General features: G+C 70.4%; 21 protein-coding genes and 2 pseudogenes. 10 read left to right on the top strand and 13 right to left on the bottom strand.

Translation table 11 applies throughout. From position 1 onward, the window contains the following. Nucleotides 1-12 precede the first annotated feature (12 nt). Nucleotides 13-1,257 carry an ATP-binding cassette domain-containing protein gene (locus ACFZDK_RS05510; protein WP_390969938.1) on the top strand — a complete coding sequence of 415 codons (1,245 nt, stop codon included), beginning with the start codon at nt 13-15 and terminating at the stop codon, nt 1,255-1,257. Next, entirely contained in the window at nt 1,254-2,132 is an 879-nt protein-coding gene (locus ACFZDK_RS05505) for an ABC transporter permease (RefSeq protein ID WP_390969936.1), read from the top strand. The genes ACFZDK_RS05510 and ACFZDK_RS05505 overlap by 4 nt, the downstream gene beginning before the upstream one ends. A gap of 12 nt (nt 2,133-2,144) precedes the next feature. On the opposite strand, the gene ACFZDK_RS05500 is transcribed toward ACFZDK_RS05505, so the two are convergent. After that, nucleotides 2,145-2,486 (bottom strand): ATP/GTP-binding protein, encoded by a 342-nt coding sequence (locus tag ACFZDK_RS05500; protein ID WP_390969934.1) that lies wholly within the window; start codon nt 2,484-2,486, stop codon nt 2,145-2,147. Between the two features lie 222 nt (nt 2,487-2,708). On the opposite strand from ACFZDK_RS05500, the gene ACFZDK_RS05495 reads away from it, so the two are divergent. Beyond that, nucleotides 2,709-3,737, top strand: coding sequence for an LLM class flavin-dependent oxidoreductase (locus ACFZDK_RS05495; RefSeq protein ID WP_390969932.1), 1,029 nt, complete (start codon nt 2,709-2,711; stop codon nt 3,735-3,737). Nucleotides 3,738-3,839: 102 nt separating this feature from the next. Here ACFZDK_RS05495 and ACFZDK_RS05490 read toward each other — a convergent pair whose 3' ends face one another. Beyond that, the gene (locus ACFZDK_RS05490; RefSeq protein WP_355721006.1) at nt 3,840-4,232 is read right to left on the bottom strand and encodes an SCO5389 family protein; all 393 of its coding nucleotides are present in this window, start codon (nt 4,230-4,232) and stop codon (nt 3,840-3,842) included. Nucleotides 4,233-4,576: 344 nt separating this feature from the next. Between ACFZDK_RS05490 and nucS the strand changes: the two genes are divergently transcribed. Further along, on the top strand, nt 4,577-5,248 hold the full coding sequence (gene nucS / locus ACFZDK_RS05485; RefSeq protein ID WP_355721009.1) for an endonuclease NucS: 672 nt from the start codon (nt 4,577-4,579) through the stop codon (nt 5,246-5,248). Nucleotides 5,249-5,943: 695 nt separating this feature from the next. Here the strand turns inward: nucS and ACFZDK_RS05480 are convergent. The 4 genes from ACFZDK_RS05480 to ACFZDK_RS05465 all read right to left on the bottom strand — a co-directional run bounded on the left by ACFZDK_RS05480 (nt 5,944) and on the right by ACFZDK_RS05465 (nt 10,879). Continuing rightward, entirely contained in the window at nt 5,944-8,439 is a 2,496-nt protein-coding gene (locus ACFZDK_RS05480; RefSeq protein ID WP_390969930.1) for an ATP-binding protein, read from the bottom strand. Nucleotides 8,440-8,730: 291 nt separating this feature from the next. After that, nucleotides 8,731-9,054, bottom strand: coding sequence for an STAS domain-containing protein (locus ACFZDK_RS05475; protein ID WP_031040714.1), 324 nt, complete (start codon nt 9,052-9,054; stop codon nt 8,731-8,733). Between the two features lie 186 nt (nt 9,055-9,240). Next, nucleotides 9,241-10,089 (bottom strand): 3-hydroxyacyl-CoA dehydrogenase family protein, encoded by an 849-nt coding sequence (locus ACFZDK_RS05470; protein WP_351321981.1) that lies wholly within the window; start codon nt 10,087-10,089, stop codon nt 9,241-9,243. Nucleotides 10,090-10,240: 151 nt separating this feature from the next. Next, nucleotides 10,241-10,879 (bottom strand): TetR family transcriptional regulator, encoded by a 639-nt coding sequence (locus tag ACFZDK_RS05465; protein ID WP_390969927.1) that lies wholly within the window; start codon nt 10,877-10,879, stop codon nt 10,241-10,243. Nucleotides 10,880-10,960: 81 nt separating this feature from the next. Here ACFZDK_RS05465 and ACFZDK_RS05460 point away from each other — a divergent pair, with 81 nt between their 5' ends. The 6 genes and pseudogenes from ACFZDK_RS05460 to ACFZDK_RS05435 all read left to right on the top strand — a co-directional run bounded on the left by ACFZDK_RS05460 (nt 10,961) and on the right by ACFZDK_RS05435 (nt 15,670). Continuing rightward, complete coding sequence (locus ACFZDK_RS05460) at nt 10,961-11,746, top strand: ATP-binding cassette domain-containing protein (protein WP_390969925.1); 786 nt, start codon at nt 10,961-10,963, stop codon at nt 11,744-11,746. 13 nt (nt 11,747-11,759) lie between these two features. After that, nucleotides 11,760-12,509, top strand: a complete 750-nt coding sequence (locus ACFZDK_RS05455; protein ID WP_390969923.1) for an ABC transporter permease — start codon at nt 11,760-11,762, stop codon at nt 12,507-12,509. 13 nt (nt 12,510-12,522) lie between these two features. Beyond that, nucleotides 12,523-13,095, top strand: a complete 573-nt coding sequence (locus ACFZDK_RS05450; protein WP_390969921.1) for a cob(I)yrinic acid a,c-diamide adenosyltransferase — start codon at nt 12,523-12,525, stop codon at nt 13,093-13,095. Between the two features lie 105 nt (nt 13,096-13,200). Continuing rightward, nucleotides 13,201-13,456, top strand: a pseudogene (locus tag ACFZDK_RS05445) (histidine kinase); the annotation flags it as partial. A 7-nt stretch (nt 13,457-13,463) separates the two neighbouring features. Further along, nucleotides 13,464-13,682: pseudogene (locus tag ACFZDK_RS05440) on the top strand (DNA-binding response regulator); the annotation flags it as partial. A 164-nt stretch (nt 13,683-13,846) separates the two neighbouring features. Beyond that, nucleotides 13,847-15,670, top strand: a complete 1,824-nt coding sequence (locus ACFZDK_RS05435; protein WP_390970116.1) for a glycosyl hydrolase family 18 protein — start codon at nt 13,847-13,849, stop codon at nt 15,668-15,670. 70 nt (nt 15,671-15,740) lie between these two features. On the opposite strand, the gene ACFZDK_RS05430 is transcribed toward ACFZDK_RS05435, so the two are convergent. From ACFZDK_RS05430 to ACFZDK_RS05400, 7 genes are all read right to left on the bottom strand, one after another. Beyond that, nucleotides 15,741-16,187, bottom strand: coding sequence for a DUF2550 domain-containing protein (locus ACFZDK_RS05430; RefSeq protein ID WP_362334390.1), 447 nt, complete (start codon nt 16,185-16,187; stop codon nt 15,741-15,743). Nucleotides 16,188-16,316: 129 nt separating this feature from the next. Next, a complete protein-coding gene (locus ACFZDK_RS05425) occupies nt 16,317-16,691 on the bottom strand; it encodes a F0F1 ATP synthase subunit epsilon (protein ID WP_355721021.1) in 375 nt (124 codons plus the stop codon). Between the two features lie 111 nt (nt 16,692-16,802). Continuing rightward, nucleotides 16,803-18,239, bottom strand: a complete 1,437-nt coding sequence (atpD, locus tag ACFZDK_RS05420) for a F0F1 ATP synthase subunit beta (RefSeq protein ID WP_390969918.1) — start codon at nt 18,237-18,239, stop codon at nt 16,803-16,805. After that, nucleotides 18,239-19,153 carry a F0F1 ATP synthase subunit gamma gene (locus ACFZDK_RS05415; protein WP_217555084.1) on the bottom strand — a complete coding sequence of 305 codons (915 nt, stop codon included), beginning with the start codon at nt 19,151-19,153 and terminating at the stop codon, nt 18,239-18,241. Before ACFZDK_RS05415 ends, atpD begins: the two co-directional genes overlap by 1 nt. Before the next feature lie 21 nt (nt 19,154-19,174). Beyond that, nucleotides 19,175-20,764: a F0F1 ATP synthase subunit alpha gene (atpA, locus tag ACFZDK_RS05410; RefSeq protein ID WP_046730639.1), complete on the bottom strand. Its 1,590-nt coding sequence runs from the start codon at nt 20,762-20,764 to the stop codon at nt 19,175-19,177. Nucleotides 20,765-20,889: 125 nt separating this feature from the next. Next, nucleotides 20,890-21,711: a F0F1 ATP synthase subunit delta gene (locus ACFZDK_RS05405; protein WP_390969915.1), complete on the bottom strand. Its 822-nt coding sequence runs from the start codon at nt 21,709-21,711 to the stop codon at nt 20,890-20,892. Then, nucleotides 21,708-22,253, bottom strand: coding sequence for a F0F1 ATP synthase subunit B (locus tag ACFZDK_RS05400; RefSeq protein WP_133025280.1), 546 nt, complete (start codon nt 22,251-22,253; stop codon nt 21,708-21,710). Before ACFZDK_RS05400 ends, ACFZDK_RS05405 begins: the two co-directional genes overlap by 4 nt. Nucleotides 22,254-22,270: the final 17 nt, after the last annotated feature.

The raw sequence follows: 22,270 nt of genomic DNA, 5'->3' as shown, positions 1-22,270 counted from the left end.
TGGGTGCGGAGCATGATCGAGGCTGTCGGCCTGACCAAGCGCTACGGCGACAAGACCGCCGTCTACAACCTTTCCTTCCAGGTACGGCCGGGAGCCGTCACCGGCTTCCTCGGGCCCAACGGCTCGGGCAAGTCGACGACCATGCGGATGATCCTGGGTCTGGACAACCCGACCGCCGGTTCCGTCACCATCGGCGGCTACCCGTACCGCAGGCTGCCCAACGCCGCCCGCCAGGTCGGCGCGCTGCTCGACGCCAAGGCGGTGCACGGCGGCCGCTCCGCCCGCAACCACCTGCTCTCCCTGGCCCAGCTGTCCGCCATCCCGGCCCGCCGGGTCGACGAGGTACTCGGGGTCGTCGGTCTGCAGGACGTGGCGGGAAAGCGCTCCAAGGGCTTCTCGCTCGGTATGGGCCAGCGTCTCGGCATCGCCGCCGCGCTGCTCGGCGACCCCCAGGTGCTGCTCTTCGACGAGCCGGTCAACGGCCTCGACCCCGAGGGCATCCTCTGGGTGCGCAACCTGATGAAGTCGCTGGCCGCCGAGGGCCGTACGGTCTTCGTCTCCTCGCATCTGATGAGCGAGATGGCGCTGACCGCCGACCACCTGATCGTCATCGGGCGCGGCCAGCTGCTGGCCGACATGAGTGTGACGGACTTCATCTCGGCCAACTCGGCCGACTTCGCGCGGGTGCGCACCCCGGACACCGAGCCCCAGCAGCGCGAGAAGCTCAGCTCGGCGCTGACCGAGGCCGGCGGCCATGTGCTGCCCGAGCAGGACGGCGCGCTGCGGGTGACCGGCCTGCCGCTGCCCCGCATCTCCGACCTCGCGCACGAGGCGGACGTACGGCTGTGGGAGCTCTCCCCGCACCAGGCCTCGCTCGAGGAGGCGTACATGCGGATGACCCAGGGCGCCGTCGACTACCGGTCCACCATCGACCAGAAGGCCGGCCTCCAGCAGCCGCTGCCGCCCGGGGCGCAGCCGCCGACGCCGGTGCCCGGGCAGGGCCAGCCGGGCTGGTACGCCCCGCCGCCGCCCCAGCAGGGCGGCGCCCCGTTCGCGAACCCGTACGGGGCACAGGGGGCGCCCGCGGGGCCGTACGGCGCTCCACAGGGGCCGTACAACCCCTACGCGGCCCCGGCGCCCGCGCCCGCCCCGGCGCCCGCCGCTGAATCGTCACAGCCGGCCTCCGCGCCCGCCACGGCCCCCGCCGCGCCCGCCTCCGCCCCCGCCGACCTGACCAAGCCCGAGGACGCCCGATGAGCACCCACCAGCCCCCGATGCCGCAGGCGACCCCGGCCGCACCCGACTGGCAGGCGGCGCCCGGCGGTCCGTACCCCGGTTACACCTCGCCGATCCCGGTGGTGCGCACCCACCTCGGGCACGCGATCACCTCCGAGTGGACGAAGATCCGGTCGGTGCGCTCGACGATGTGGACGCTCGGGGTCTTCGTCCTCCTCGTCGTCGGCATCGGCCTGCTCGCCGCCGCGGTGGTCAGCGGCTCCTCCACCGAGGACCTCGGCGGCGAGAACGCCCTGTCCCTGGGCTTCTTCGGACTGCTGCTCGGCTCCATCTGCGTCATCACGCTGGGCGTGCTGACCACGGCTTCCGAGTACGGCACCGGCATGATCCGTACGACGACGGTGGCCTGTCCGTCCCGCCTGCGGGTGCTCGCCGCGAAGTCGATCGTCTTCTTCGCGGTCGCCTTCGTGATCACCCTGGCGGCCAGCTCGTTCGTGGCCATGACGCAGGTGTCGATCCTGGGCGACAACGCCCGGACGCCGACCGGCGGGGAATGGCTGAAGGCGACCGTCGGCGTCAGCCTCTACATCGCGCTGCTCGGACTGCTCGCCCTGCTCGTCGGTTCGGTCATCCGGCACTCGGCGGGCGCCATCACCATCATGATCGGCGCGGTGCTCGCCCCGCTGGTGATCGCCCTGTTCATGTTCTCGTCGTCGCTGGAGAAGGTGCGCACGGCGCTGTTCGAGTACTCGATCCCGAACCAGATGAGCATCTTCTACTCCAACTCGCTCAGCCAGGAAGGCCCTTCGGGCTGGGACCCGCTGTGGATCATCCTGGGCGTGACGGCCGTCGTGTTCGCGGGCGCCTGCGCGCTGCTGGAGAAGCGGGACGTGTAAGCCGTACGGCTCTCAGAACTTCGGCGCGTTACGGGACCGCTGCACCCGCGTGGTGCGGCGGTCCTTCGCGTTCCAGCAGGCCTTGTGCCAGTGCCGGCGCTCGTCCACGCCCGAGTGCTCGGGCCAGGCCACCACGTGCGGGACGCCGGAGGGGATCACCTGGTCGCAGCCCGGGCAGCGGTACGTCTTGCCGACCGCGCTGGCGCCCGCCACATGCCGTACGTTCCACTCCTCGCCCTGCCAGTCCTCCGAGGACTGCCAGCCGCCGTACCGGTCCGCGCGGTCGTCCTCGGCGCTCCGGCCGGAGGAGGGGGCTCCATTCGGGCCCTGGGGTCGGTTGCGACGCGGGGACACGGGACACCTCTCGGGGCTATACAGGAAGCAAGGGCTGCGTCCAGCCTACGACGCGCGCACGGGGGTACGCGTAGGGCACCAACCCCCACAAGTCCCCCTCCAGGGCGACCCATTCTCCAGACAATCCGCAAATCTCTTCGCCAGGCCGTGTCCTCGGCACGTGTCAGACGGTTATGCCGGGTGGGGGAGCTCCGGGTCGGAGCCAGGAAAGCAGGAAATGCGATGCACGTAGGAAGTTTTGTGCTGGCGGCCCAGTTCCCGGGCCAGGGCCAGGGGGAGGCCCTGCACCGGGCGGTGCGCACGGCGGAGGTGGCCGAGGAGGCCGGACTGGACGCGGTCTGGCTGGCCGAGCACCACTTCGTGCCGTACGGCACCTGTCCGTCGGCGGTCACGCTGGCGGCTTTACTGCTGGGCCGCACCAGGCGCCTGCGGGTCGGTACGGCGGTCAGCGTACTGCCCACGGTCCACCCGGTGGCACTCGGCGAACAGGCCGCGCTGCTGCATGTGACGAGCGGCGGCCGTTTCACCCTGGGCGTGGGCCGCGGCGGGCCCTGGGTGGACCTGGAGGTGTTCGGGTCCGGACTGGAGGCGTACGAACGCGGCTTCCCCGAATCACTCGATCTGCTGATGCGCTGGCTGCGGGAGCCGGCCGTGTCGGCCTCGGGTCCGCGCTTCTCGTTCCGTGAGGTCCCGGTCGTACCGCGCCCCTCGGAGGCGCTGACGGAGGCGCCGGGACCGGAGGTCGTGGTCGCCTGCACCTCGCAGGCGAGCGTCCGGCTGGCCGCGGAGCAAGGGCTGCCGATGCTGCTCGGGATGCACGTCGGGGACGAGGAGAAGGCCGAGATGGTCGCTCTGTGGCGGCAGTACGCGCGGGCGGCCGGGCGGCCGGGCGAGGAGATCTCCGGCGCGGCCCATGTCTCGGCCGGCGTCTGCCAGATCGCCGACCGGCGCACGGAGGCGGTGGAGACGCTCACCAAGGCGATGCCGGGCTGGCTGAAGCAGGGCCTGGAGGCCCATGTGACCGTGGACGGCCGGTTCCGTTCGATGCGGGACCCGCTCGCGTACACCGAACTGCTCTGCGGACTGCACCCGGTGGGCACCCCGCGGCTGTGCGCCGACCGGCTCGCCGCGACCTCGGAGCGCACCGGGATCTCCCGCTTCGCCCTGCTGACCGAAGGCTCGGGAGACCTCGCGGCCACCGAGGAGAACGTACGACGGCTGGGTGCCGAGGTACTGCCGCACCTCCGGTGACCGCGTGCCGCGGAGAGCTTGCCGCCCCAGTGACTGATGCACCTCCCGCGTGTGGAGCGGCAAGCAAGCGGCTCACTGCGTCAGCAGTACCGGAGCTCCGCGTCAGCAGTCCCGGAGCTCCGGGGACTGGTTCAGCAACTGACTGCGCACCGAGGTGAAGCGGGCCAGCGTCTCGTCGACCGAGGCGTCCAGCGGGAACACCGCAACCCGGTGGCAGTTCTGGAAGGCCAGCCGCACACCGAAGTGCCGCTGCAGGGCGCCGCGTATGGCGTCACTCGCGAGCGCACGCAGCAGCTGACCGCGTGCCTGCTCGTCCGGCGGGGGCGTCTGGTTGTCGGCGAAGGCTCCGCCGTCCACCTTCAGCTGGGCCACCAGGGAGCTGATCATCTCCCACGCGTAGGGCAGGGAGGTCCGGACGCAGTCGACGAATTCTGCTTCGTCGACCTCGCCTCGCTCGGCCTGTTCGAGTAGGGCCGGTGAGACGTCGAGCGACATGGGTTCTCCTCTCGCACCCCCGAACAGCGGGGGTTGCCGGACAGGTAAGGGAGTTCGCGATACCGAACACGCTGAGTACACACACCGCGACCTCCCGTTCACTACGGTAGGCAACGGACGGTGACCCCACCAGGAGATTGCGTATATGCGACGGTCCCCTTAGGCACACAATCGGCCAGGTTTGAACAGGGGTGTTCAGGCGACCCAGCAGCAGCGGTCACCGGGGGGCCTGGTCGGGTTTGGTGTTCAAGACGGGCGGCCCGGAGGGCCTCGGTTGAGGGTGCTGGCGGGAGACGGGTGGGCGAATCGCGTGAGGGGTGGGGCGTCGAGTAGCGTTGCCGACCATGCGTCTCGTCATCGCCCGGTGCTCCGTCGACTACGCCGGCCGGCTCACCGCCCACCTTCCCTCGGCCCCCCGTCTGATCCTGGTCAAGGCGGACGGCAGCGTCTCGATCCACGCGGACGACCGGGCCTACAAGCCCCTCAACTGGATGTCGCCGCCGTGCACGCTCAAGGAGGGGGCCGGTGACGAGGAAGGCGTCTGGACCGTCATCAACAAGGCGGGCGAGAAGCTCATCATCACGATGGAGGAGGTCCTGCACGACTCCTCGCACGAGCTGGGCGTCGACCCGGGCCTCATCAAGGACGGCGTGGAAGCGCACCTGCAGGAGCTGCTGGCCGACCGCATCGAGACCCTCGGCGACGGCTACACCCTCATCCGCCGCGAGTACATGACGGCGATCGGCCCGGTGGACATCCTCTGCCGCGACGCCGAGGGCCAGACCGTCGCGATCGAGATCAAGCGCCGGGGCGAGATCGACGGCGTCGAACAGCTCACCCGTTACCTGGAACTCCTCAACCGCGACCCCCATCTCGCCCCCGTCCGCGGCATCTTCGCGGCCCAGGAGATCAAGCCCCAGGCAAAGGTCCTCGCCACCGACCGCGGCATCGGCTGCACCATCCTCGACTACGACGCCCTACGCGGCATCGAGGACGACAAGCTGCGCCTGTTCTGAGGGGCAACCGCCGCCGGGCGCCCCCCGTTCCACGAGGCTGACGCCTCGGCGCGGCCCCGTTCAATGGGACTCCCGCCGCCCGGACAGCCCCCGTTCGATACGGCAACCGCCGCCGGGGCAGCCCCCGTTCGATGCGGCAACCGCCGCCGGGGCAGCCCCCGTTCCACGAGGCTGACGCCTCGGCACGGCCCCCGTTCAATGGGGCTGCCGCCGGGGCGGCCGGCCACCGTTCGATACGGCAACCGCCGCCGGGGCAGCCACCGATCGGTGCGGCAACCGCCGCCGGGGCAGCCCCCGTTCCACGAGGCTGACGCCTCGGCACGGCCCCCGTTCGATGGGGCTGCCGCCGGGGCGGCCGGCCACCGTTCGATGCGGCAGCCGCCGCCGGGGCGGCCACCGATCGGTGCGGCAACCGGCGTCGGGCAGCCCCCATTCAATGAGTCTCCCGCCGGGGCAGCCCCCATTCAATGAAGCCGACGCCACGGCCCAGCCCCCGTTCAATGCGGCGGCCGCCGTTGAGGCGGACATCCTTCCATGGGGCTGCCGCCACCGGAGCGGCCACGTTCAATCCGCCGCGACGGCGCTCCACCACGACGGCGCGGGCCGGCGGTGCCGAACTCCGCTCAGGCCGGTGGCGAGCGCCGGGTACGGCCGAGGGCCGGTCTCCGCGCGGGAGACCGGCCCTCGGCCGTGGCTCAGATGACCGTGCCGGTGGATGTGCCCGGGCTGGTGCCTTCCGATGCGCTCGACGTGGTGACCGACGGGGAGTCGGACACCGGGCCGCTGGCGCTGTCGCTCGTGGACGGGGTGTCGGACGGCTCCGGAGAGGTCGAGTCCGACGGGGACGCCGAAGTAGACGGCGTGGTCGACTTCGACGGGCTCGCGGACGGCGAGTGCGACGTCGGAGACGTCGGCTTGCTCGTCGTCGGCTTGCTCGACGTGCTCGGCGTTCCCCCGCCGGACGTCCCCTTCGTGCCCGACGGTGTGTCCGACGGAGTCGCCGTGTCCGTGGGCGGGGTCGGGTCGTCCGAGGTGCCGAGGGTGCCGTCGGGGCCCGGGTCGGTCGGCTTGGCCGACGTGGTGCCGGAGTCTCCCGTGCCGGAGCTCTGCTTGGGGTCGGCCCCCAGGCTGCCGTCGCCCGTGCCCTCGCTCGCCGACGGGTTGACACTCACGTTGTTGGCCGGGTTGTCGGCGTTGTCGTGGGAGGTCATGCCCAGCCCCACCACCGTGCCGAGGACCGCGGTGAGGAGGACGCCCGCGCCGACCGCCACCAGGTTGCGGCGGGCCATGCGCACCAGGCCGTTGCCCTGGGCCGGAGCCGGCTGCGCCGGGACCCGGTGGGTGATCAGGGTGTCCGAGACCGGGGAGTGGACGGCCGGGAAGGGCGTGGTGATGCCGCCCGCCGGGGATATGGACTCCTCGTGGCGGGCATCGGGGATCTCGTCGCCCGCCATCGCGGCAAGGAGCGGCAGGACCTCGCCGGAGCGGTCGGCGACCAGGGCCAGCGCACGCCGGCCGGCCGTCGTGCCCCGCTTGTCGGCGAGGGCGCCGCGGAGGCCGATCGAGGCCTCCAGTTCCGCCCGGGCCCGGTCCAGCTGATCGCCGCAGAGCGCGAGGATGCCCAGCTCGTGGTGGAAGTAGGCCTGTTCACCGACCTCACCGGCGAGCCGGGAGGCCTCGGCGCCGGCCCGCAGCGCCCGATCCCAGGCACTCCAGTGCAGCCCCGCCGCGAACGCGGGCGCGGCCGTACGGGCCAGTCGTACCGGCGTGGACTCCTCGTCCTCGGCCGGGGGCACGGTGTCGGGGACCACGACCGTCAGGGCGGCGAGGATCGCGTCGGCCTCCGCGCAGACCCTCTCGGGGGTGACCGACGGGTGCCCGGCCCACCAGGCGTAGTGCTGGGCGGCGGTGAGCGCCTGGGCCGGGGTGTCGTCGCCGTAGCCGGCGGCCTCCAGCTGCTGCAGGACGCCCGCGGCGAGCCGGTAGCGGGAGCCCACCGGGGAGACCAGTCCGCAGGCCGCCAGTTCGCCGAGAGCGGCGTCCGCGTGGGTGTCGCCGACGAGCGCGGGGAGGTGGGCCTGGTGCGGCACCTCGCCGCCGAGGGCGACCGCGAAGCGCAGGGTGGCCCGGGCCGAGGTGCTCAGCCGGGCGGCGAGCAGCGGGGCGGGCGCGGCGGCCTCGCCGAGGGACGGGAGCGGGACCTCGTCGGTGGACTCGGCGTCGAAGGGCGCGTCGGCCGGGATGGCGTCCTGGAAGACCCCCAGCTCGTCGACGGCGCCGGTGCTGGCCCGCAGCTGGTCCCGCTGGCGCAGCAGCGAGCCGGCCTGGACGAACCGCAGCGGCAGGCCCTCGGACTCGAACCAGAGGTCGCCGGCCCAGTTGGCCTCCTCCTCGGTGAGCACCCGGCCGACTGCGCGCTCCAGGATGTCCACGCCCCCGGCCCGCTCCAGGCCGCTGAGGAAGACCTCCTCGACGGCGGAGTCGGCGGAGGGCGCCGGTACCTCCGGGGTGGCGCCGATCAGGAACGCGCACTCGGGGGTGGCGTCGATCAGCTCGTCGAGTCCGGCGCCGCCGAACTCGATGTCGTCGAGGACGACGACGGCGCCGATGTCACGGACCAGTCCGAGGAGTTCGTCGTGGTCGGGGCGGTGCCCGGGCGCCTTGTAGACGGCGTGGAACAGGTCGCGGAGCAGGTCGTCCGGAGTGCGGTGGAAGCCGTTGAGGCGGACCACGCCGTCGGGGGCGAGGTCGGAGCAGTCGTCGGCGACCAGGTCGAGCAGCGCGGTGCGGCCGGAGCCCGCGGGGCCGGTGAGCCGGACGGAGCGGCCGCGGGCGAGGAGTCGTACGAGACGCTCGCGGTCGTCCTGGCGCTCCAGGAGGTGCAGTTCGGGCTGGGCGGGGCCGGGCGGTACCGGCGGCCGGGCGGCGCGCTCGTACTCGGCGCGCTCGTCGGCGGTGCGCTTCTCCGGTCTGGCGGGGCGCTCGGTCGGGGGGCAGGGTTCTATCTCGCTCCCGTCGACCGGGTTGACGGTCAGCAGGAAGCCGCCGGAGACCAGCCGGGCCGTGCGGGCCATGGCCGGCGTGCTCTGGCCGAAGTCGTTGGTGAGGGATTCCCTGGGCGGGCGCTGGCGCGGCGTGCTGCCGTCACCGTCCTGGCCGTACCCCTCGGGTCCCGGGTTGATCGGGTCCATAGGTTCCTAGCCCCCCAAAAGCGTCGTGTGCCGTGAATTCCGGCCCCTCCCGGCCTGTTGCACACCGCGCTGTCGCTTCTGGTCCGGGCCCGCGCTCGAAGGGTGGCAAGGGCGGCGGGCGACCGAACCTTAAACCTTGGCACAGTATCTACGACAGTCCGGGGTACCGCGCCGTCCGGGACATCACAGTCTCGTGAGGATTGCGTCTGACATGCGCTTGTGCGCCGTCCGTCCGGGTCACCCCTGTCGCCCGATCCACACCGGATCACCACCGCACGGCCCGTCCCGGTGTCACACCCGGGGCAGTGACTCCACCCCGATGCCCCCCTCGATCGCCAGGATCCGGTGCAGCCGGGTGGCCACCAGCAGGCGCTGCATCTGCGGTGGTACATCGCGCAGCACCAGGCGGCGGCCGCAGCGGCCGGCCCGCCGGTGGGCCCCCATGATGACCCCGAGGCCGGTGGCGTCCCAGGAGTCCAGCTCGGACAGGTCCAGCACCAGATCGCCGACTCCGTCGTCGACGGCCGAGTGCAGGACCGTACGGGCGTCCGCCGCGCTGCGGACGTCGAGGCGGCCCCCGACGACCAGCTCGGCGTGGTCGCCCCTGATGTACATATGCGCTCCCCGAGAGTGCGTGTCCTACTCCGTGAAATGTGATGTCCGGTGATGCAACCTCTGACTGCGTTCGACGGTCAGAGGTTGCCGTTTGTAAGCGAACCGATACCGAATTCACCCCCTGGAGTGAAACCCCCAGGGCTTGTGCGCTTTCAGTGGCGGTCAGGGGTTGTACGCACTGATGTTTCAGTACGTGTAGAAGCCCTGCCCGCTCTTGCGTCCGATGTCACCGGCGTCAACCATCCGGCGCATCAGCTCCGGCGGGGCGAACTTCTCGTCCTGCGACTCGGTGTAGATGTTGCCGGTGGCGTGCAGCAGGATGTCGACGCCGGTGAGGTCGGCCGTGGCCAGCGGGCCCATGGCGTGACCGAAGCCCAGCTTGCAGGCCAGGTCGATGTCCTCGGCGGTGGCGACGCCCGACTCGTACAGCTTGGTGGCCTCGACGACGAGCGCCGAGATCAGCCGGGTCGTCACGAAGCCGGCGACGTCCCGGTTGACCACGATGCAGGTCTTGCCGGTGGACTCGGCGAACTCCCGCGCGGTGGCGAGGGTTTCGTCGCTCGTCTTGTAGCCGCGGACCAGCTCGACGAGCTGCATCATCGGCACCGGTGAGAAGAAGTGGACACCGACGACCCGTTCGGGATGCTCGGTGGCCGCCGCGATCTTGGTGATCGGGATGGCGGAGGTGTTGGAGGCGAGCACGGCGTCCGGGCGCACGATCTTGTCGAGCGCGCGGAAGATCTCGTGTTTGACCTCCAGCTTCTCGAAGACCGCCTCGACCACGATGTCCGCGTCGGCGACGGCGTCCAGGTCGGTGGTCGTGGTGATGCGGGCCAGGGCCGCGTCGGCGTCGTGCGCCTCCAACTTCCCCTTGCTCACGAACTTGTCGTACGAGGCCTGGATACCGCCGACGGCACGGTCCAGCGCCTCGTCGGTGACGTCACGCAGGACCACGTCCCAGCCGGCCTGTGCGGCGACCTGGGCGATGCCGGAACCCATCAGGCCGGCACCGATGACGGCAAGTTTCCGTGCCACTCCGCTCCCCTTACACGCTGTTTAGGTATGGCTCTTGGGCGGACCCTAGCGCTCGTCGGGGGCCGGGAAACCCGGTAAGTAATGCGTGTCACGGTCTCAGGGGGTGAGACAACCGTCACGTCCCGTCAGAGGAGCCCGGCGGCACCGTTCATTACGCGCCACGCACGGCGTAGTTGAGGACCTTCTCGCTCAACAGGTCCTCGATGTCGTCGAGAAGGGCAAGTACCTCTCGTGACACTTCGCGCGGATCGCGCCCCTTGACCATTTCGCGCCCGATGACCGCCATGACCGTACTGTGCACCCAGCCGAGCTGACCGGCGATCAGGTGCGGCATGGGGTCGTCGGCCGCGGCGCCGGTGTCCTCGCGCAGAGCGTCCTCCAGCCTGCCCTGAACCTCCTGCCCGATCGCCCACAGCCGGGAGCGCAGCGCGGGCGCGTGCTCGATGACGCGCATGAAGGCGGCGTATCCGGGGATCAGGCCGACCCGGGGCGACACCGCCTCGACCTCCTCGCGCAGCTCCCGCAGGACGGCGGCGGCGGCCGACTCCCCCGCGTTCCGCCCGCGCACCCAGCGGGCCATCCGGTCGACCAGCCCGGCGGAACGGTCGAAGAAGAGGTCCTCCTTCGCCGGGAAGTAGTTGTAGACGGTGTTGACGGAGACGTCGGCGGCGTCGGCGATCTCCGCGACCGTCACGGCGTCGAAGCCACGCTCGACGAACAGGCCCGTGGCGACATCGGAGATGTACTGCCGGGTCTGCCGCTTCTTCCGCTCCCTGAGCCCTTCCGCCATGACCGCATCGTAACCCTTCCTGGATTCCCTTAAATTTTGGGGACATTGCAAATTTTCAGGGACTCTGTTTTTCTGGACGGCATGGCAGCAGTCATCAGCGCGGCCGGACTGGCCCGCACCTTCCAGACCAAGCACGGCCCGGTGGAGGCGGTGCGCGGTGTCGACCTCACCGTCCGCGAGGGCGAGATCCTCGGCTTCCTCGGCCCGAACGGCGCCGGCAAGACCACCACCCTCCGCATGCTCACGACCCTGCTCGCGCCGACCGGGGGCACGGCCTCGGTCGCCGGCCACGACCTGGCGGCCGATCCGGTCGGGGTGCGGCGCGCGTGCGGATACGTGGCCCAGTCGGGCGGGGTCGACCCGAACATCGGCGTGCGCGAGGAACTCGTCACCCAGGGCCGCCTCTACCGCCTGCCCCGGGCCCAGGCGGCCGCCCGGGCCCGGGAGCTGGCGCACGACCTGGGCTTCGCCGGGCTCCTCGACCGCAAGTGCGGCGCACTCTCCGGCGGCCAGCGCCGGCGCCTCGACATCGCGATGGCCCTCACCCACCGCCCGAAGGTGCTGTTCCTCGACGAGCCGACGACCGGCCTGGACCCCGGCAGCCGGGCCGACCTGTGGGATCTGGTCCGCCGGCTGCGCGACGAGCACGGCACGACCGTCTTCCTGACCACCCACTACCTGGACGAGGCCGACGCCCTCGCCGAGCGCCTGGTGATCGTCGACCGGGGCGTGGTCGCCGCCGAGGGCACCCCGACCGCGCTGAAGCTGGCGCACGGCGGCTCGATCGACGCGAGCCTCCAGGACACTTTCCTCGCCATCACCGGCCGCGGTCCCTCCCCGGCCGACGTGGCACCCGTAGCCGTATAGGAATCCGGAAGAGATGCTGCTCCACGACACCGGCCTGATCTACGGCCGCTACCTCCGTCAGTCCCTGCGCTCCCGCTTCGCCCTGCTCTTCGGTGTCCTGATGCCGTTGCTGTACCTGCTGTTCTTCGGGCCACTGCTCACGCGCCTGCCGCTGGGCCCCCGCGGCTCCAGCTGGCAGGTCCTCGTCCCCGGGCTGCTGCTCCAGCTGTCCCTGTTCGGCGCCTCGTTCGCCGGATTCGCCATCATCCTCGAGAACGGCCAGGGTGTGGTGGAGCGGATGCGCGTGACGCCCGTCAGCCGTCTCGCACTGCTGCTGGGCCGTGTCCTGCGGGAAGCCACCGTCTTCGTCTTCCAGGCCGTGCTGCTCGTGCTCGCGGCGGTGGCCATGGGCCTGCGCGCCCCGGTGCCCGGCATCCTGATCGGCTTCGCCTTCGTTGCCCTGCTGACCGTCTCGCTGGGTTCGCTGTCGTACGCGCTGGCCTTCAAGGTCCGCACGCCGCAGGAGTTCGGCCCGATGATCAATGCCCTGACCATGCCGTCCATGCTCCTGTCCGGCCTGATGCTCCCGATGGCCCTGGCACCGGCCTGGCTGGACGCGCTCTCCCACCTCGTCCCGTTCCGCTACCTGGTGGACGCGGTCCGGGACGCCTACGTCGGCTCGTACACGAGCACCCACATGGTGTACGGCGTCCTCGTCGCCGTCGGCTTCGCGACACTGGCCGTGACAGTGGGCACACGCGTCTTCCGCACGGCGGGCGCGTAACTACGCTGGTCACATGGTCAATCTGACGCGCATCTACACCAGGACCGGCGACCAGGGCAGCACCGCCCTCGGGGACATGAGCCGGGTCGCCAAGACGGATCTGCGGATCTCGGCGTACGCGGACGCCAACGAGGCGAACGCGGTGATCGGGACGGCGATCGCGCTGGGCGGGCTGGAGGACGAGGTCGTCGCGGTACTCACCCGCGTGCAGAACGACCTCTTCGACGTCGGCGCGGACCTGTCCACACCCGTGGTGGAGAACCCGGAGTTCCCGCCGCTGCGGGTCGAGCAGTTCTACGTCGACAAGCTGGAGGCGGACTGCGACCGCTTCAACGAGCGGCTGGAGAAGCTCCGTTCCTTCATCCTCCCCGGCGGCACCCCGGGCGCGGCCCTGCTCCACCAGGCCTGCACGGTCGTCCGACGGGCCGAGCGGTCCACGTGGGCGGCGCTGGAGGTGCACGGCGAGGTGATGAACCCGCTGACCGCGACCTACCTCAACCGGCTGTCCGACCTGCTGTTCATCCTGGCCCGCACAGCCAACAAGGACGTCGGGGACGTGCTGTGGGTCCCCGGCGGGGAGCGCTGACGCGAGCCGCTTCTTCGGCCACACGACGTAGGTCGGCGCGACCAGGCCGTGCATGCCAACGGCCCTGAGCGCCACCCACCGCCGGGACGCCGCCGAGGCGGCCCGGCCCGGCCGCGCGCCGCCCACACCGCGCCGCTCGCCGAGATCGACCGGGCTCAGGGCGTCACCGCGGAGCGCGCCCGGATGGCCCGTGAGCCGCACGGCCTGGTCGCGGGCCCGTCTCTCCGCGATCGCCATCCACTCCTCGGCGGCGCTCTCCCTGGACGACCCGGCGACCACCCGGGACGCGCTGGGCGTCATCCGGGAAAACAGCGTCGAGGGGCTGGCGGAGATGCGCCGGCTGATCGCCATCCTGCGCGCCCGATGGGGAGGTGGTCGCGGAGGGGCTCGCGGACGTCCTGGTGCTGACCACCTTCGACCTCGACGAGTATGTGTTCGGGGCGTTGCGGGCGGGTGCCGCCGGTTTCCTCCTGAAGAACACCGAGGCGCCGGATCCGGTGGCCGCGGTGCGCACGGTCGCGGGTGGCGAGGGGCTGATCGCGCCCGCCGCCACCCGACGGCTGATCGCCGAGTTCGCGGCGCGGCCAGGTGCAAGCGGCCGCGCCGGCGCAGGAGTTGGGGAGCTGATCGCCGTATACAGAAGTGGTCCAGACCTATTGACCGATGGTCCAGACCTTTCTATTCTCGCGGCACCATGGGCATGGAGGCTCAGTCATGCCCACGTCATCCCCGATCGAGAGGGAGGCGCAGCATGCGCTTCAGACACAGAGCCGCGGCGGGGTTCGCGACCCTGTTGCTCCCCCTGGCCGGCCTGGTCGGCCTCGCGAGCCCGGCCCAGGCCGCGACGTCCGCCACGGCCACGTACACCAAGTCCTCGGACTGGGGTACCGGCTTCGGCGGCAGCTGGACCGTCAAGAACACCGGCACCACGTCCATCAGCTCCTGGACCGTCGAGTGGGACTTCCCGTCCGGAACCTCGGTCACCTCCGCGTGGGACGCGGACGTCACCTCCTCCGGCACCCACTGGACCGCCAAGAACAAGTCCTACAACGGCACCATCGCCCCCGGCGGTTCCGTCTCCTTCGGCTTCAACGGCGCCGGCTCGGGCTCGCCCAGCAACTGCCTGATCAACGGGGCCAGTTGCGACGGCGGCACCACCGTCCCCGGTGACGCGGCACCCTCCGCGCCCGGCACCCCGACCGCGTCCTCCATCACGGACACCTCGGTCAAGCTCGCCTGGTCCGCGGCCACCGACGACAACGGCGTCAAGAACTACGACGTGCTGCGCGACGGCAAGGTCGTCTCCACCGTGACCACCACGTCGTACACCGACACGGGGCTCACGGCCGGCACCGACTACTCGTACACGGTCCAGGCCCGCGACACCGCGAACCAGACAGGACCGGTCAGCGGCGCGGTCGCGGTGCACACCACCGGCGGCACCACCACTCCCCCGACCACCGGCTCCAAGGTCAAGCTCGGCTACTTCACCGAGTGGGGCATCTACGGCCGCAACTACCAGGTCAAGAACCTGGTGACGTCCGGCTCGGCGGCGAAGATCACGCACATCAACTACGCCTTCGGCAACGTGACGAACGGCCAGTGCGCGATCGGTGACGCCTACGCCGACTACCAGAAGACGTTCACCGCCGACCAGTCGGTCAGCGGTGTCGCCGACACCTGGGACCAGCCGCTGGCCGGCAACTTCAACCAGCTGCGCGAGCTGAAGGCCAAGTACCCGAACATCAAGATCCTGTGGTCCTTCGGCGGCTGGACCTGGTCCGGCGGCTTCGCACAGGCGGCGGCCAACCCGACCGCGTTCGCGAACTCCTGCTACAACCTGGTCGAGGACCCGCGCTGGGCCGATGTCTTCGACGGCATCGACATCGACTGGGAGTACCCGAACGCCTGCGGGCTGAGCTGCGACACCAGCGGCTCGGCGGCCTTCAAGAACCTGATGTCCGCGCTGCGCGCCAAGTTCGGCTCCAGCAACCTGGTCACCGCGGCCACCACGGCCGACGGCTCCGCCGGCGGCAAGATCGACGCCACCGACTACGCGGGCGCCTCGCAGTACGTCGACTGGTACAACGTGATGTCGTACGACTTCTTCGGCGCCTGGGCGACCACCGGGCCGACGGCCCCGCACTCCCCGCTCACCTCGTACACCGGCATCCCGACCGCCGGCTTCGACACGGCCGACGCGATGGCCAAGTTCAAGGCGCAGGGCGTGCCGGCGAGCAAGCTGCTGATCGGCATCGGCTTCTACGGGCGCGGCTGGACGGGTGTGACGCAGGACGCACCGGGCGGCACGGCCACGGGCGCGGCGGCCGGCACCTACGAACAGGGCATCGAGGACTACAAGGTCCTCAAGACGTCCTGCCCGGTCACCGGCACCATCGCGGGCACCGCGTACGCGCACTGCGGCAGCAACTGGTGGTCGTACGACACCCCGTCGACCATCGCCGGGAAGATGAGCTGGGCCAAGACCCAGGGTCTCGGCGGCGCGTTCTTCTGGGAGTTCAGCGGCGACACGAGCAACGGCGAGTTGGTGAGCGCCATCAGCAACAACCTGTAAGGCCGTCAGGCGACATTGACGCTCCCCCAGACTTCGTCCGGGGGGACCCCCACCCAGCGAGTGAATGTGGCTACGCCACATTCACTCGCTGTCCGGGCGGGGCTGCTTCCAGCCACGCGAGGAATCCGGTCAGCGCGTCTTCGCTCATCGCGAGTTCGAGGCGGGTGCCCCGATGGGTACAGGCGAGGATCACGGCGTCCGAGAGCAGCGCCAGTTCCTCCTCGCCCTCGGGGAGGCGGCGGCCGGCCACCTCGATCTGGGCCCGCTCCAGGACCCGGCGGGGGCGGTAGGCGTAGGAGAAGACGCGGTACCACTCGACGCTGTCGCCGTTGTAGCGGGCCACGCCGTAGCTCCAGCCCTTTCCGCTGGTGTCCGGTTTCTCGGGGACGTCCCAGCGCAGGGAACAGTCGAAGGTGCCGCCGGAGCGCTGGATCAGTCTGCGGCGCAGGCCGAAGAGGAAAAGTCCCACTACTACCAGCGCGACCACGATTCCGGCCACAGTCAGAGCGAGGACCATCGGCACCGACCTCCCCGTCTCCTAGGTAATGGAACGTAAAAAGACCCAGATCTACCTCAGCCGCGGCTGGGTCCGGATGGCTCCGGTCCCAGCCGCGGCTGAGTTACGTCAACGCATACGCGCAGTGTGTCAGCGAGCAGTCGCCGCCCGCAGGCGGACGTCGGCGCGCCGCTCGGCGGTGGCGTCGCCCTCCGCCTTCGCGCGCTCCAGCTCCCGCTCCACGCGCTGGACATCGATCTCGTCCGAGAGCTCGGCGATCTCTGCCAGCAGCGACAGCTTGTTGTCCGCGAACGAGACGAAACCGCCGTGCACCGCGGCGACGACCGTCCCACCTTCACTCGTACGGATGGTCACCGGGCCCGACTCCAGCACACCGAGCAGCGGCTGGTGACCGGGCATGACGCCGATGTCGCCGGACGTGGTGCGCGCGACGACCAGGGTGGCCTCGCCGGACCAGACCTGGCGGTCCGCGGCGACGAGCTCGACGTGCAGCTCAGCAGCCAAGGGTGGCTCCTCGGGTCACCACCCGGCAGGGGTGCCGGGTGTTGGGGTCAATTCTAGGGGGCGTGAGAGAGGGGGCGGGACGCGCCCGCCCCCTCCGTCAGAGCACGGGGCTCAGGAGACGCCCAGCTCCTTGGCGTTGGCCTTGAGGTCCTCGATGCCACCGCACAGGAAGAACGCCTGCTCCGGGAAGTGGTCGTACTCGCCGTCGATGATCGCGTTGAAGGCCGCGATCGACTCGTCCAGCGGGACGTCCGACCCGTCGACGCCGGTGAACTGCTTGGCGACGTGGGTGTTCTGGGACAGGAAGCGCTCCACGCGACGGGCACGGTGGACGGTGAGCTTGTCCTCCTCGCCCAGCTCGTCGATACCGAGGATCGCGATGATGTCCTGGAGGTCCTTGTACTTCTGGAGGACCGTCTTCACGCGCATCGCGGTGTTGTAGTGGTCCGCCGCGATGTAGCGCGGGTCCAGGATCCGGGACGTGGAGTCCAGCGGGTCCACGGCCGGGTAGATGCCCTTCTCGGAGATCGGACGGGACAGAACCGTCGTCGCGTCGAGGTGGGCGAAGGTGGTGGCCGGGGCCGGGTCGGTCAGGTCGTCCGCGGGGACGTAGATCGCCTGCATCGAGGTGATCGAGTGACCACGGGTCGAGGTGATGCGCTCCTGGAGGAGACCCATCTCGTCGGCCAGGTTCGGCTGGTAGCCCACCGCGGAGGGCATGCGGCCGAGCAGGGTCGAGACCTCGGAACCGGCCTGCGTGAAGCGGAAGATGTTGTCGATGAAGAACAGCACGTCCTGCTTCTGGACGTCACGGAAGTACTCGGCCATGGTGAGGCCGGCCAGCGCGACGCGCAGACGGGTGCCCGGGGGCTCGTCCATCTGGCCGAAGACCAGGGCGGTCTTGTCGATGACGCCCGAGTCGGCCATTTCCTCGATGAGGTCGTTGCCCTCACGGGTGCGCTCACCGACACCGGCGAACACGGAGACACCGTCGTGGTTGTTGGCGACGCGGTAGATCATCTCCTGGATGAGCACCGTCTTGCCGACGCCGGCACCACCGAACAGACCGATCTTTCCACCCTTGACGTACGGGGTGAGAAGGTCGATGACCTTGACGCCGGTCTCGAACATCTCGGTCTTCGACTCGAGCTCGTCGAAGTTCGGGGCCTTGCGGTGGATGGACCAGCGCTCGCCCTCGTACTGCTCGTCGACGTTCAGCACCTCACCGAGGGTGTTGAACACCTTGCCCTTGGTGAAGTCGCCGACCGGGACGGTGATGCCGTCGCCGGTGTCGGTGACCGGGGCCTGGCGGACCAGACCGTCGGTGGGCTGCATGGAGATGGTGCGGACCAGGCCGTCGCCCAGGTGCTGGGCGACCTCCAGGGTCAGGATCTTCTTCTCGCCGGCGTTGGCCGGGTCGGCCACCTCGACGTGCAGGGCGTTGTAGATCTCCGGCATCGCGTCGACGGGGAACTCCACGTCGACGACCGGGCCGATGACCCGGGCGACGCGGCCCGTGGCCGTCGCGGTCTCAACAGTGGTGGTCATTATCGGTCACTCCCCGCGGTCGCGTCGGCCAGGGCGCTGGCGCCACCGACGATCTCGCTGATTTCCTGGGTGATTTCGGCCTGGCGGGCCGCGTTGGCAAGACGGGAGAGCGTGTTGATCAGCTCGCCCGCGTTGTCGGTGGCCGACTTCATCGCGCGCCGCGTGGCGGCGTGCTTCGAAGCCGCCGACTGGAGCAGCGCGTTGTAGATACGGCTCTCCACGTAGCGCGGCAGCAGGGCGTCGAGGACGTCCTCCGCCGAGGGCTCGAAGTCGTACAGCGGGAGGATCTCGCCCTGGGGCTTCTCCTCGGCCACCTCTTCGAGGCGCAGCGGCAGCAGCCGGGCGTCGAGCGCCGTCTGCGTCATCATCGACACGAACTCGGTGTAGACGATGTGGAGTTCGTCCACGCCGCCGTCCGCCGTCTCCGTCTCGATGGCCTCGATCAGCGGCGCCGCGACCTTCTTGGCGTCCGCGTACGAGGGCTCGTCGGTGAAGCCCGACCACGACTCCACGACCTTGCGCTCGCGGAAGTTGTAGTGGGCCAGACCGCGGCGGCCGACGATGTAGGTGTCGACCTCCTTGCCCTCCGCCTCAAGGCGCGCCGTCAGCTGCTCAGCGGCCTTGATGGCGTTGGAGTTGAACGCGCCGGCCAGACCGCGGTCGCTCGTGAGGAGCAGGACCGCGGAACGGGTCGGCGTCTCCGCCTCGGTGGTCAGCGGGTGCTTGGTGTTCGAGCCGGTACCGACCGCCGTGACCGCGCGGGTGAGCTCGGTCGCGTACGGCGCGGAGGCCCGCACCTTGCGCTGCGCCTTGACCACACGCGAGGCGGCGATCATCTCCATCGCCTTGGTGATCTTCTTGGTCGCGGTGACGGATCGGATGCGACGCTTGTAGACCCGGAGCTGGGCTCCCATGAGTCAGGTCCCTTCCTTACGTCACTTGGCCGCGGCCGGGGCGTCCTCGCCGAGAAGCTTGCCGTCCGAGGTCTCGAACTGCTTCTTGAAGTCGGCGATCGCGTCGGCAACAGCGGTGAGGGTGTCGTCCGACATCTTGCCGCCCTCCTTGATGGAGGTCATGAGGCCCTGCTCCTTGCGGTGCAGGTACTCCAGCAGCTCCTTCTCGAAGCGGCGGATGTCGGAGACCGGGACGTCGTCCATCTTGCCGGTGGTGCCGGCCCAGACCGAGACGACCTGGTCCTCGGTCGACATCGGCTGGTACTGAGCCTGCTTGAGCAGCTCGACCAGACGCTGGCCACGCTCCAGCTGCGACTTCGACGCGGCGTCCAGGTCGGAACCGAAGGCGGCGAACGCCTCCAGCTCGCGGTACTGGGCCAGGTCCAGACGCAGACGGCCGGAGACCTGCTTCATCGCCTTGTGCTGCGCGGAACCACCGACTCGGGAGACGGAGATACCGACGTTCAGCGCGGGGCGCTGACCGGCGTTGAACAGGTCCGACTCCAGGAAGCACTGGCCGTCGGTGATGGAGATGACGTTGGTCGGGATGAACGCCGAGACGTCGTTGGCCTTGGTCTCGACGATCGGCAGACCGGTCATCGAGCCGGCGCCCATGTCGTCGGAGAGCTTCGCGCAGCGCTCCAGCAGACGGGAGTGCAGGTAGAAGACGTCACCCGGGTAGGCCTCGCGGCCCGGCGGGCGGCGCAGCAGCAGCGACACGGCGCGGTAGGCGTCGGCCTGCTTCGACAGGTCGTCGAAGATGATGAGGACGTGCTTGCCGTCGTACATCCAGTGCTGGCCGATGGCCGAGCCGGTGTACGGCGCCAGGTACTTGAAGCCGGCCGGGTCGGACGCCGGGGCGGCGACGATGGTCGTGTACTCCAGCGCGCCGGCCTCTTCCAGGGCGCCACGCACGGAGGCGATGGTCGAGCCCTTCTGGCCGATGGCGACGTAGACGCAGCGGACCTGCTTCTTCGGGTCGCCCGAGCGCCAGTTGTCGCGCTGGTTGATGATCGTGTCGACGGCCAGGGCGGTCTTGCCGGTCTGGCGGTCGCCGATGATCAGCTGACGCTGGCCGCGGCCGACCGGGGTCATCGCGTCGACGGCCTTGTAGCCGGTCTCCATCGGCTCGTGCACCGACTTACGGGCCATGACGCCGGGAGCCTGCAGCTCCAGGGCACGGCGGCCGGACGTCTCGATCTCGCCGAGGCCGTCGATCGGGTTGCCGAGCGGGTCGACGACGCGGCCGAGGTAGCCCTCGCCCACCGCGACGGAGAGGACCTCACCGGTGCGCTGCACCGGCTGACCCTCCTCGATGCCGCTGAACTCACCGAGGACGATGGCGCCGATCTCGCGCTCTTCCAGGTTCAGCGCGAGGCCGAGGGTGCCGTCCTCGAACTTCAGCAGTTCGTTGGCCATGGCCGAGGGAAGACCCTCGACCTTCGCGATGCCGTCGCCGGCAAGGGTGACCGTACCGACCTCCTCGCGCGAGGCCGCGTCCGGCTTGTACGACTGGACGAAGTTCTCCAGCGCGTCCCGGATCTCCTCCGGCCGGATCGTGAGCTCCGCCATCTGGGTTCCCTGCTCTCCTTGTTGGGCCCGAAGTTTCACTTGGGGGGTCTGGGGGCGACCCCCAGGATTCTTCTTGTACGGCCCAACCCGGGCCGTCGTAAGTACGTACTGCTCTTGAGTCGGTGTCAGCTCGCCATGCGGCGGGTCGCGTCCTCGAGCCGGTCCGCGAGGGAACCGTTGATGACCTCGTCACCGACCTGCACCCGGATCCCGCCGACGACCGCGGGGTCGACGTCGAGGTTGAGGTGCATCGTGCGGCCGTAGAGCTTCGCGAGGGCGGCGCCCAGGCGTTGCTTCTGCGGCTCGCTCAGCGGCACCGCGGAGGTGACGACGGCGACGACGCGGCTGCGGCGCTCCGCGGCGAGCTTGGAGAGGGCCTCCAGGCCCGCTTCCAGGCTACGTCCCCGCGGCACGGTCACAAGGCGCGTGACCAGACGCTCGGTGACCGGCTTGGCGCGGCCGCCGAGCAGCCGGTGCAGCAGCTCGATCTTGGCGGCGGCACCGGCCTTGCGGTCGGTGAGCGCGGCGCGCAGCTCGGTGCTGGAGGAGACGATCCGGCCGAACCGGAACAGCTCGTCCTCGGCGTCGTCCAGCGCGCCGGACTTCTCCGCGGCCGTGAGGTCGGCGGTGTTCGCCAGCTCCTCCAGCGCGTCCACCAGGTCGCGGGGCTGCGACCAGCGGGAGCGGACCAGGCCGGACACCAGGTCGGCGGTGGCCTCGGAGACCTGGCCGCCGATCAGGCGCCGGACCAGCTCGGCCTTGGCCTCGCCGGCCTGTGCCGGGTCGGTGAGGACCCGGCGCAGGCCGCCCTCGTGGTCGAGCAGCGCGGTGACGGCCGCCAGCTCGTCGGCGAGCCGCGTCGCGTCCACGGACGTGGAGTCCGTCAGCGCGTCGAGACGCTCACGTGCGGCTGCCACGGCTCCGCGGCTCGCTCCGTGCGCTGTCATCGAGCCGCCTCGGCCTTCTCCTCAAGCTCGTCGAGGAAGCGGTCGATCACACGGCTCTGCCGGGCGTGGTCCTCCAGGGACTCGCCGACGAGCTTGCCGGCCAGGTCGGTGGCCAGGTGGCCGACGTCCTGACGCAGTGCCTGAGCCGCGGACTTGCGGTCGGCCTCGATCTGGGCGTGACCGGCGGCGACGATCTCCTCACGCTGCCGCTGGCCCTCGGCGCGCATCTCGGCGATGAGCGCGGCGCCCTGCTCCTGAGCCTCCTGGCGCAGGCGCGCGGCCTCGTGCCGGGCCTCGGCCAGCTGCGCCTTGTACTGCTCAAGGACGCTCTGGGCCTCGGTCTGCGCGGCCTCGGCCTTCTCGATACCGCCCTCGATCGCCTCGCGGCGCTGCTCCAGAACCTTGTTGATGTTCGGAAGGAGCTTCTTGGCGAGGAAGCCGAAGACGATGACGAAGGCGATGAGGCCGATGACGAGCTCTGGGATCGGCGGGATGAGGGGGTTTTCGGCCTCCTCAGCCGCGAGCTGAACCAGGGGGCTCATATCAGTGCCTTTCGTCT

The sequence above is a fragment of the Streptomyces sp. NPDC007901 genome (assembly GCF_042959465.1).
Taxonomy (GTDB): domain Bacteria; phylum Actinomycetota; class Actinomycetes; order Streptomycetales; family Streptomycetaceae; genus Streptomyces.
Note: the sequence above shows the minus strand (reverse complement) of the source record. Positions and strands in the feature narration are given on the sequence as shown.